Below are 10,644 nucleotides of genomic sequence, written 5' to 3' on the forward strand. Positions count from 1 at the left end.
TTGAGGCATACCTGTTACTTGTGGGAGGGGCCTTGGCCGCGACGACCTGCTGACAGGCAACATATTTTCAGTGCCTTTACATATGCTGTCGCGGCCAAGGCCCCTCCCACGGATTGTGAGTCCAGCCCCTCTTAACTGACTGGCATTACTTCCACAGACCGATCTTGGTCAGTACTTCCTGGAAGTTGGCCCGAGTAATGAGTGTCACGTCGTCCATGGCGGTGTACTTGGGAGGTTCTTCGCCGGTCGTGACCCATTTGAACATCTGGTAGGCGGTGTCATAGCCTTCCTTGTCCGGGCTGGGCAGCATCGAACCGAAGAAGCCGCTTTCCTTCTTTTTCAGTTCATCGATTGCGTCGGTGCCATTGATGCCGATACCGATCACGTTGGCTGGCTTGAAGCCGTTGGTGGCTGTGGCACGCACACCGCCGAGCACGGTGTTGTCGTTCATGCCACCAATGATCAGGTTCTTGGCATTACCCGGCAGTTTCGGCAGCGCCGAGTTGGTCGCATCCATACTGCCCGGCACATCGAGGGTCTTCTGGGCAGTGAAGAGGATATGGCTTTCCGGCAGGCCGGCTTTTTTCAGCGCATCCACAGAGCCGTCGGTGCGTTTCTTGCCGGTATCCAGCTCGTTGTAGGTATTGATGATGGCGTAGGTTTCTTTCCAGTCCCAATTGCGGTTTTTCGCCTCGGCCGCCATGGCCTCGCCTTGTTTCTGACCCACCTCGAAAGCGGCCATGCCCAGGTACGGCACGTCTTCCATGAAGTTGCCCTTGGCATCGACGAAACGATCATCCACCGCCATGACCTTCAATCCCAACGCCTTGGCCTTGGCGACGATGGCCGGGCCGAGGGAAACATCGGGCGGGCAGATGACAAAACCCTTGGCGCCGTTGGCTGCCAGGCTGTCGATGGCTGCCAGGGTTTTCTCGCCATCGGGTACGGCAATCTTGAGCACCGTGAAGCCGTGCTCCTTGCCAGCTTTGTCGGCAAAGGCCCATTCGGTCTGGAACCAGGGTTCTTCGGGTTGCTTGACCAGAAAGCCGATTTTCACTTCTTCGGCAGCATGGAGGATGCCACTCATGCCCAGGATGGCAGTGGTGACAGCGGCGCAGCATAGGGAACGGATCCCGTGACGACTCAACATAGCTAACTCCTTATTTTTATTGAATAGCTACAGCGTCCAACAATGTGAGGCTCCAGGCTCTGTACACCGGAAACCCGCTAAATAGTCATACCATATCGACAGGAACAGCAATGTAACCGAGTGTCACTCGTGATAAAGCACCGAGCGACCGCCATCGATCATGATGCAACTGGCATTGATGAACGGCGCCTCATCAGTGGCCAGGAACAGTGCGGTCATCGCCACCTCGATGGGCTGGCCGATACGTTTGGGCGGATGCAGATCGAAGGCGCGCTGCCGCTCGGCCTGTGGGTCATCGAAGCCGTTCCAGTAATCGACGTTGAGCTGGGTTTCGATATAGCCCGGCGCGATGGCGTTGACCCGGATGCCCTTGGGCGCGTATTCGATACCCAGGGCCCGGGTCAGACCCAGCAGGCCATGCTTGGCGACCGGATAGGGAAAACAGCCGGGAATGATGTTGCTCGAATGGGTCGAGGCGATATTGATGATGTTGCCCGCGCCCTGCTCCAGCATTTTCGGCAAGACACTGCGGCAGCCATACCAGGCACCATCCAGATCGATGGCGAAACAGCGCTTCCAGTCCTCGTCGCTCATCTCCAGCGGGTCGCGGAATACATTGACCCCGGCGCAGTTGATCAGCACATCGACCCGGCCAAAATGCTCGATGGCCAGATCCACCATGCTGCGCCATTGATCCTGCTGCGTGACATCGACCTTGAGCGCGTGGACCTCGGCCCCTTGCTCGCGCCACTTCGCCGCCACCTGCTCGACCTTTTCGCCCTGCACATCACTGATGATCAGCCTGGCCTGCTGCGCCTGAAAACACGCCACGATGGCTTCGCCAATCCCCTGTGCAGCGCCGGTCACCAGCACCACCTTGCCTTTGAGGCGTTCACCGCGAACCGGCTCGGGAACCGGGGGTAACGACAAAGGTATCGCCATGTTCAACTCTCCTTGGATGCAATGAAAATTCAGCCTGCGAAGCGCGGGCAAATCTGCCCGGCGACGCCCACATCGGCCTTGAGTACCGCGCCATCGAGCTGGCCATGGGAATCGGCCGGTGCAGCGCTGGTGACATAGAGCGTAGACAGGTCGGGGCCGCCAAAAACACAACTGGTGGGATGGCTGACAGGCAGGTCGATCACCCGGTCAACGCTGCCATCGGGGGCAAAGCGGATCAGGCAGCTTCCACCCCAGCGTGCATTCCAGACATAGCCTTCGGCATCCATGGCCGAGCCGTCCGGTGCGCCGCGAGGGTGTTGCTGCGCCCACACCTGGCGCTCGCCCAGGCTGCCGTCAGTCAGAATCGGGTATTGGTAGATAACGCCATCCAGGGTATCGGCGCTGTAGAGCACTGTGCCTTGGGCATTCCACAGCAGGGTGTTGACGATGCCCTGCCCGTCCAGCAGGTGCGTGACCTTTGCATCCGGGTCCACACGAAACAGACCACCGGAGCGGCGCACCAGCGGCAAGTCACCGCCATCGGCATCCAGATTGTTCTGCATGCTGCCCAGCCACAGGCGCCCCTGAGCATCGCAGCGCGATTCGTTTGCACGGTTGCCCGCCACAGGATCGGCCACGCACAGCAATGAAACGGAAGTCTTTGGCGAATCAAGGTCCAGGCGATACACACCACTGGCCAGGGTCACCAGAGCATCGCCCTTATCGGTGGGAATGAATGCGGAAACCGCCTCGGGCAGACGCCATTGGCTGTATTGCCCCTGAACCAGCCGACAAGCCAGACGCCCGGCGATATCGACCCAGTACAAAGCCTGTTGCTCAAGGTCCCAGAAAGAACCTTCAGCCAGTTTGAAGCGGTGCTCGGAAAGAGGCTGCCAATGCATGAACGGTGTCCTTTTTTATTTTTCTTAGGAACTGCCTCTACTAAATAGTATTACGATTTATTTTTCAAGCGGCTTTTTATCGACTATAAATCCTTGCATCGGATTAAAACCGATCAAATAGTCTTACCAATTTGCTGCCTGCCAGCGAAATCCAACGATGCGTTGCGCTACCGTCACCTTTCACAACAACAATAAAAGTGAGTAGAACAGATGAAAAATCACGCTCTTCTCAGCAGCCTTGGACTGTCACTGATGATCTCTACCCTGACCGCACAAGCCGCCGCACTGTCCAGCGAACATAGCACCTTCGGCAAACTGCCCGATGGCACGCACATCGAGAAGTACACCCTGCACAACAGTCATGGCCTGCAAGCCAGCATCATTACCTACGGCGCAACCCTGCAAGCGCTCAAGGTGCCGGACAGGAACGGCAAGGTCGAAGACGTCGTTCTGGGCTTCGATGACGTGCAGGGTTATCAGGCCAATGGCACCGTGTATTTCGGTGCGACTATCGGCCGTTTCGGCAACCGTCTGGCGGGAGGCACATTCAAGCTGGACGGCAAGACCTACCACATCCCGCTCAACGACAAGACCAACGCGCTGCATGGCGGCAATCAGGGTTTTGACAAGCGCATCTGGAAAGCAGAAAGCATCAAGAGCAATGGCTCGGTCGGAGTGAAACTGAGCTACCTGTCGCCCGATGGCGAGATGGGGTTTCCCGGCGCGCTGCTGACAGAAGTCACCTACAGCCTCAACGACCAGAACGAGCTGAAGATCGACTACCGTGCCACCACCGACAAGCCCACGGTGCTGAACCTGACCAACCACAGCTATTTCAATCTGGCGGGCGCTGGCAACGGCGATATTCTCCAGCAGGTGGCGACCCTGCACGCCTCCCGTTACACGCCGGTCAACGACAAGCTGATCCCTACCGGTGAACTGGCCCCGGTGGCCGGCACGCCAATGGACTTCCTCAAGCCAACGGCCATCGGCAAGAACATCAATGCCGACCATCAACAGCTCAAGTACGCTGAACCCAAGCAAGGCGGCTTTGACTTCAACTGGGTGCTGGACACAAAGGGTGACATCAGCAAAATTGCGGCAGAAGTCAGTGACCCGCAGTCAGGTCGTCACCTGCAACTGTTCACCACCGAGCCTGGTGTGCAGCTGTATACCGGCAACTTTCTGGACGGCAGCATCCATGGCAAGGCCGGCAAGGTCTACCCGCACTGGGGCGCCTTCACCCTGGAAACACAGCACTACCCCGATGCGCCCAACCAGCCCGCCTTCCCCAGTACGCGACTGGACCCTGGCAAGGCTTACACCCAGACCACCATCTTCAAGTTCCTGAATCATTGACTTCACAGGGCTGTGGGAGCGAATACATTCGCGAATGAATTCGCTCCCACACAGTTGAACTGCCCCCAATCACTTGCCCTTCATCGCCGCCGTCAGCTTGTCGACGTTATAGCGGAACATCTGCGCATAGCTAGCCGCCGGGCCATCCGCGGGTGACAAGGCCTCGACGTACAGCTCACCACCTGGCTGCGCTCCACTGGCATCGGCGATCTGCTTGACCAGACGCGGGTCACCGGAGTTCTCGAAGAAATAGGCCGTCACGTGTTCGCTCTTGATCTGGCGGATCAGTTTTGCGACATCCGCAGCCGAAGCTTGCGACTCAGTGGAAAAACCCAAGGGCGACAGGAATGTCACACCATAGGCATCACCGAAGTAACCGAACGCATCGTGGGAAGTGAGGATCTTGCGCTTCGACTCGGGCACCGACTGGATCTGGTCCCTGGCGTAGAGGTCCAGTTGCTGCAATTGCACGATATAGCGTTGACCATTGGCCTCGTAGACGCTGGCACCTTCAGGGTCCGCCTTCTTGAGCGCGGCAATGATATTGCGCACATAGATCACACCGTTGGCGGCGCTGTTCCAGGCATGGGGATCGGTGATGAGCTTGCCGTCCTCCTGCATGTAACGGGTCTTGATGCCATCGGACAACACGACCGGCTGGCCCTTGTAGCCAGACGCCTTGATCAGGCGGTCCATCCAGCCCTCCAGATGCAGGCCGCTGACGAACGTCAGATCAGCACTCCTCAGGGCCTGGGCATCACGCGGGGTGGGTTCGTAAACATGAGGGTCGCCATTGGGGCCGATCAGCGACGTCACGTGAACCCGCTCGCCACCGACGTTACTGACCATGTCGGCAATCACCGTGAACGAAGCCACCGCCTCCAGAGGCTTGGCCTGGGCAAGACTTGCAAACGCCGACAGCACAATCGCCGCCATTGAGCTCAACATCATCAATCGTTTCATGACATGCCCTTTTCAGTTGGCCAGGTGGGGTTTTGGAAACAGTCGACGCAAGATGCCCGTGCGCCCGAACAGCAGGGAAAAACCATAAAAGACGCTGGCAGTCAGGACGATGGATGGCCCGGAAGCCACGCCAAGGTGATAGGAAACGATCAGGCCGATCAGCCCCGAGAGGGTCGCCAATACCGTCGAAATCAGCATCAGGGCGCTCAGTGACGTTGCCCAGAATCGCGCAGCAGTCGCAGGCAGCATCATCATGCCCACCGCCATCAGGGTGCCGAGCGCCTGAAAGCCCGCCACCAGGTTCAGCACGACCAGCAGCAGAAACAGCACGTGGTACAGCGACCCCATCCCGCCGACAGCGCGCAGGAAACCCGGATCGAAACACTCAAGCACCAGCGGGCGATAGATCACGGCCAACAGGATCAAGGTGAATGACGCAATGCCGCCGACCATATAGATCGCGCTGTCATCGATGGCCAGGATGGTGCCAAACAGCACATGCAGCAGATCGACACTGGAGCCGTGCATGGAGACGATCAATACTCCGGCGGCCAGTGACGTCAGATAGAAACTGGCGAAGCTGGCATCTTCGCGCAAGGCGGTCAGGCGGCTGACCAGCCCGGACAGCAAGGCCACCGCAAGACCGGCGATCAAGCCGCCAATGCCCATGGCCGGCAGCGACAGGCCTGCCACCATGAAACCCAGCGCCGCGCCCGGCAGGACCGCGTGACTCATGGCATCGCCCACCAGACTCATGCGTCGCAGCATCAGCAACACACCCACCGGACCGGAACCGATCCCCAAAGCGAGACAGGCCACCAGAGCGCGGCGCATGAAACCGAACTCGACAAAAGGCTCGATCAGCGTGGCATAGAGCATCATGAATGCTCACCTTCGGTATCGCAGACCTGAGCATCCGCACTCCAGAACTCGGCCATATTGCGGGCACGCCGCAAGTTCGCATCGTTCAACACCTCGGCCGTCGCCCCCCAGGCAATCGCCTCTCGGGCCATCAACAGGGTTTGCGGAAAGTGCTGACGGACCTGATCGATATCGTGCAATACCGCGATCACCGTGCGTCCCTGGCCGTGCCAGACCCGGACCAGCTCCAGCAGGTCGCGGGTGGTGCGGGCATCAATGGCGGTGAAAGGCTCGTCCAGCAGAATCACCGAGGCGTCCTGCAATAACAGCCGTGCAAACAACACCCGCTGGAACTGCCCGGACGACAGGGAACCGATACTGCGCCCCTCGAACCCCTCAAGGCCCACGGTTTTCAGCGCATCATGAGTGAGCCTGGCATGGTTGCGAGTCAGGCCACGAAACGGGCCGATGCTGCGCCATGCGCCCATGGCGACGGTATCGGCCACGCTTAACGGGAAACTGCGGTCTATCTCGGCCGCCTGAGGCAGATAACCCAGGGTATGAGTCGCCAGCCGGCCTCGATCCACACGCCCCGCCGCTGGCTTCATGGTCCCGGCAATGGTCTTGATCAACGTGGACTTGCCAGCGCCATTGGGACCGACGATAGCGGTCAGACTGCCCGCCTCGAAACGGCCACTGATGTGATGCACCGCCGGACGGCGTTCGTAAGCGACAGTCAGATTGTCCAGAGCAATGGCCGCACTCATGGAATAGCCACCGACCAGGCGATGGCCAGCCATAACAACAGCAAAATACCGAGAGCCAACAGGACCCGCTTCAAGGCCGATTGAGCCAGAACGGAACCTGCTACAGAGGGAGCGCGAGGAGCTTTCACGGGAGAGTAGCCTGCAACGATTCGTTACAGTATTACACGGCCACCGGTATTTTGTTATGAAATAACGTTTAGGTGAGCTGCAAGCTACAAGCTACAAGCTTTTGACTTGAGGCTTTTGACTTGAGGCTTGCAGCTTGAAACTTGCAGCTTTCATCCTTCCCCAAACCCCCTCTGCAAATCCTCGATCAACGCCGATACATCCTCCAGCCCGATATGCAGGCGCAGCACCGGGTTGAGCAATTTGTCGGCCTCATTGTCGCGATCGCTGACAGTGGCCACGGTGATCAGGCTTTCGTAGCCGCCCCATGAAGCGCCGAGCCCGAACAGTTGCAAGGCACCGATAAAACGTTCCAACTGGCCTGGGTCCGAAGACTCGAACTCGAAGGACAGCAAGCCGTTGCTGCCGGTGAAGTCGCGCTTCCACAGGGCGTGGCCGGGGTGGTCCGGCAAGGCTGGATGGAACACGCGGCGGACTTGCGGTTGTTCGTTCAGCCAGTGCGCGACTTCAAGGGCCTGGCGTTCGTGGGTTTCCATGCGTGAAGCCAGGGTGCGGGCACCGCGCAGGACCAGATAGGCGTCATCGGGGCTGACCGCATTGCCGAAGGTGTCGCTCATCCTTCCCAGCGGCTGCCAGACTTCTTCACGGGTGCAGACGCTGCCCATCACCACATCGCTATGACCGCACAGGTACTTGGTCAAGGCCATGATGGAAATGTCCGCCCCAAGCTCCAGCGGTCGATAGAGGTAGGCCGAGCCCCAGGTGTTGTCTACCGCCAGCAGAATGTTTCGTGGTTTGCAGAGCGCGGCAATGGCCGGCAAGTCACAGAGTTCGTAGAGCAACGAGCCCGGCACTTCGGTGTAGACCATGCGGGTATTGGCCTGCAATTGTGCTTCCAGCCCTTGCCCGTCAGCCCTGAAGTAACTGACCTGAATGCCGAATGGCTCAAGGAAGTCACGGGCCACACGCCGCACGGGCGAGTACACCGCATCGGTGAGCAGCACATGATCGCCGGGGCGCAGATAGGCCAGGAACGTCTGCGCCACTGCTGCAAGGCCGGTACTGAACAAGCGGGTGCGATAGCCACCCTCCAGCTCTGTCACCAGATCCTCCAGCGCAAACCCCGTCGGATTGCCCCGCGCGCCATAGCTCAACAGGCGCTCGGTATCACGCCGTTTGCGGATATCGCGCATCTGCCCGAGGCTGTCGAACAGCACCGTGCTCATGCGCGAAACCGGTACATTCACCCCGCGCACGCCACTGCCCTTGGCCGTACGCGCGGCATGAATCAGCCGGGTCTTGACCAAGGGGTTATGTGACGGGCGCTCAGGCTTTTTTGCGGACAAAGGCTTGAGGCTGGCAATTTCCTGCTCGGTCATCTGCCCCAGCAGACCGATTTCCCAGGCCAGGTACTGGCGGGCAGCGTCCTTGTTGCCGGAATGCCGGTCATGGGTGAAGAACAGAAAATCGATGCACTGCTCGTCCGCCAGACTGGCGCTATCTTCGCGCAGCGCCAGCCCGGCGGTTTGCCAGGCCTTGATCCCGCCGTCCAGCAGACGCACCTGCTGACGCTGCGCCTGTGGCAATTCCTCGGCCGCCAATTGCGCCAGAGCCGGATCATCGGCAATCAACACCAGAGGCCGGGACTCTTCAGCCACGGCAGCAGCCAGCAGCGGGCGAATCGACCAGCGTGAACCTTCGATATGCCCTTTGCGAAAGTGTGTGCTCGAACGCAGATCGATCAGTGCCATGGCCTGATCCTTCAAGGCGTCGGCCAGCCGTTGCACGCTGATGCCCGGCAAGCCCGGCGTCACATCAGCTTGCGCAACAGGTAACGACAAGCCACTGCTCACGCCATCAGCCAGTACATAGGCATCGTGCCCCAACTGCCGCAACCAACTGGCAACAATCGGCGCACGAATACCTTCGTCGTCCACCAGCACCAGCCGCGCCTGACGCACGCCGACATACAAGTCCGTCGCCTGAATCAACTGGCCGCCCGGCGTATGTTGCGCACCAGCCAATGTTCCTGCCGCAAACTCCTCGGCGGTGCGCACATCGCACAGGAACAGGCTGCGTTTGCTATCAGCGGCCCAGCCCCGGACCTGTTCGGCACTGACCGTCTGCACGCCTGCCCGCTCGGCCAGCGCCTGTGCGGCATTGCGTTGACGGGTCAACGAGCCGGGCGATACCGCATCCGGGTAGCGTCGGGTGCTGCCGTGTTCCAGTTGCAGATCGGCCAGATACCAGCCCTGTGTCCCGTTTTCCAGTGCATAGACCGGGTTCTTGACACCCAGATCGATCAGCGTCTGCGCGCCGATGATGCTGCGGGTCCGCCCGGCACAATTGACGATGATCGGCGTGTGTTCGTCGCTGACCAGTTCCGGCAGGCGATAACCCAGTTCGCCATTGGGGCAGCATACGGAACCTGGAATGGTCATCTTGCGGTATTCGTCGAATGGTCTGCCGTCCAGCACCACCAGCGACTCGCCCTGAGCTTGACGCTGCGCCAGTTCGGTGGCGCTGATGTGCGGCGTATGGCGCGCCTCTTCCACCAGCTCACCAAAAGCCTTGGACGGCACATGCACACCCGCAAACAGTTGCAGACCTGCGGCCTGCCATCCATCGGCGCCACCTTCAAGAATATGCACGTGGCGATAGCCGAGCGCTTCAAGTCGCAAGGCAGCGCGTGCCGCAACATCGCCGCCATTCTGGTCATAGATCACCAGCCGCACGTCGGGGCTGGGGGCCAGGCGGCGGATATCCAGCTCCAGTCGGCTATAGGGCAGCGTGACGCCATGGAACAGATGGGCTTCGCCATACTGGCCATGTTCGCGCAGGTCGAACAGGGCAATTTCCTGCCCGTCGAACAGCCATTGTTGCAGTTGGGCCGCGGTGGTGGTCTGGCTCATGGGGTGGCTCATAAAAGTGAATTGGGAAACCTGTGCCGACGATCAATAGGCGCGAATCGACGGCGCCATCTGCGAGGCGTTGTAGTTCAGGACACGGCCTTCTTCATTGACACCGAAACGCCCGTTGAGCGATTCCAGCGGCCGGCCATACAGATGGAAGTGCAAGGTCGGCTCTTCGCCCGTGACCTTGATGCCATGCAGGTCTTCGCCCAGGAAACCGATGGGCGTGCCTGGCTGGACGATGACTTCCTTTTCCAGCTCCAGACGAGCGAAGGCCGGGTCGCTGCCATCGTCGGTACGCGCCCAGACGTAGTTGATCTCCTGGCCCTGCACGGCAACGATCACCGCCCAGGTTTCATGGTTGTGCGGCAAGGTGCTTTTGCCTGGCAGCAGCGAGTTCATGTACAGGGTCGGAGTTTCGCCATCATCGTTCAGGCGATAGCGAAAAGCAGTCTCACCCTGCCCCGGCACCGGCGAAGGAAATGCGGTGAAGTTGAACAGGTCATGGCGCCCGGCCAAGTCTTCCAGCAGCGCGATGATTTCCTTCAACGCTTCGCGGTCTACGCCGCGCTGGTTGATGGCACGAATCTGCTGCAGAAAACTTTCAATCACTTGGGTTCGGTTTGCGTTGCTCATCAGGTAGCTCCCGGTGGGGTTCAATT

At 59.6% G+C, this 10,644-nt stretch carries 9 protein-coding genes; 1 reads left to right on the forward strand and 8 read right to left on the reverse strand.

Annotation, left to right across the window (positions count from 1 at the left end):
* Positions 1-145: 145 nt before the first annotated feature.
* From ACODS3_RS14845 to ACODS3_RS14855, 3 genes are all read right to left on the reverse strand, one after another.
* A complete protein-coding gene (locus tag ACODS3_RS14845) occupies positions 146-1,150 on the reverse strand; it encodes a substrate-binding domain-containing protein (RefSeq protein ID WP_025260055.1) in 1,005 nt (334 codons plus the stop codon).
* 123 nt (positions 1,151-1,273) lie between these two features.
* The gene (locus tag ACODS3_RS14850) at positions 1,274-2,092 is read right to left on the reverse strand and encodes an SDR family oxidoreductase (RefSeq protein WP_201000379.1); all 819 of its coding nucleotides are present in this window, start codon (positions 2,090-2,092) and stop codon (positions 1,274-1,276) included.
* Between the two features lie 29 nt (positions 2,093-2,121).
* The gene (locus tag ACODS3_RS14855) at positions 2,122-2,994 is read right to left on the reverse strand and encodes an SMP-30/gluconolactonase/LRE family protein (protein ID WP_489034963.1); all 873 of its coding nucleotides are present in this window, start codon (positions 2,992-2,994) and stop codon (positions 2,122-2,124) included.
* Positions 2,995-3,204: 210 nt separating this feature from the next.
* On the opposite strand from ACODS3_RS14855, the gene ACODS3_RS14860 reads away from it, so the two are divergent.
* Positions 3,205-4,353, forward strand: coding sequence for an aldose epimerase family protein (locus ACODS3_RS14860; RefSeq protein ID WP_489034965.1), 1,149 nt, complete (start codon positions 3,205-3,207; stop codon positions 4,351-4,353).
* A gap of 69 nt (positions 4,354-4,422) precedes the next feature.
* Here the strand turns inward: ACODS3_RS14860 and ACODS3_RS14865 are convergent, their stop codons facing one another.
* From ACODS3_RS14865 to ACODS3_RS14885, 5 genes are all read right to left on the reverse strand, one after another.
* The gene (locus ACODS3_RS14865) at positions 4,423-5,316 is read right to left on the reverse strand and encodes a metal ABC transporter substrate-binding protein (RefSeq protein WP_201000373.1); all 894 of its coding nucleotides are present in this window, start codon (positions 5,314-5,316) and stop codon (positions 4,423-4,425) included.
* A 12-nt stretch (positions 5,317-5,328) separates the two neighbouring features.
* On the reverse strand, positions 5,329-6,198 hold the full coding sequence (locus ACODS3_RS14870; RefSeq protein ID WP_201000371.1) for a metal ABC transporter permease: 870 nt from the start codon (positions 6,196-6,198) through the stop codon (positions 5,329-5,331).
* The gene (gene aztA / locus ACODS3_RS14875; protein ID WP_201016954.1) at positions 6,195-6,944 is read right to left on the reverse strand and encodes a zinc ABC transporter ATP-binding protein AztA; all 750 of its coding nucleotides are present in this window, start codon (positions 6,942-6,944) and stop codon (positions 6,195-6,197) included. Before aztA ends, ACODS3_RS14870 begins: the two co-directional genes overlap by 4 nt.
* 278 nt (positions 6,945-7,222) lie before the next feature.
* Entirely contained in the window at positions 7,223-9,982 is a 2,760-nt protein-coding gene (metC, locus tag ACODS3_RS14880) for a cystathionine beta-lyase (RefSeq protein ID WP_489034967.1), read from the reverse strand.
* A gap of 42 nt (positions 9,983-10,024) precedes the next feature.
* Positions 10,025-10,618 (reverse strand): cysteine dioxygenase family protein, encoded by a 594-nt coding sequence (locus ACODS3_RS14885; RefSeq protein ID WP_201016952.1) that lies wholly within the window; start codon positions 10,616-10,618, stop codon positions 10,025-10,027.
* Positions 10,619-10,644 lie beyond the last annotated feature (26 nt).

The organism is Pseudomonas sp. FG43 (assembly GCF_057809175.1).

Bases quoted from the DNA above. Each gene is read 5' to 3' on its own strand.
- ACODS3_RS14860 (WP_489034965.1), top strand. From the start codon at position 3,205: ATGAAAAATCACGCTCTTCTCAGCAGCCTTGGACTGTCACTGATGATC.
- ACODS3_RS14855 (WP_489034963.1), bottom strand. From the start codon at position 2,994: ATGCATTGGCAGCCTCTTTCCGAGCACCGCTTCAAACTGGCTGAAGGT.
- ACODS3_RS14865 (WP_201000373.1), bottom strand. From the start codon at position 5,316: ATGAAACGATTGATGATGTTGAGCTCAATGGCGGCGATTGTGCTGTCG.
- metC (WP_489034967.1), bottom strand. From the start codon at position 9,982: ATGAGCCAGACCACCACCGCGGCCCAACTGCAACAATGGCTGTTCGAC.
- ACODS3_RS14850 (WP_201000379.1), bottom strand. From the start codon at position 2,092: ATGGCGATACCTTTGTCGTTACCCCCGGTTCCCGAGCCGGTTCGCGGT.
- ACODS3_RS14845 (WP_025260055.1), bottom strand. From the start codon at position 1,150: ATGTTGAGTCGTCACGGGATCCGTTCCCTATGCTGCGCCGCTGTCACC.
- ACODS3_RS14870 (WP_201000371.1), bottom strand. From the start codon at position 6,198: ATGATGCTCTATGCCACGCTGATCGAGCCTTTTGTCGAGTTCGGTTTC.
- ACODS3_RS14885 (WP_201016952.1), bottom strand. From the start codon at position 10,618: ATGAGCAACGCAAACCGAACCCAAGTGATTGAAAGTTTTCTGCAGCAG.
- aztA (WP_201016954.1), bottom strand. From the start codon at position 6,944: ATGAGTGCGGCCATTGCTCTGGACAATCTGACTGTCGCTTACGAACGC.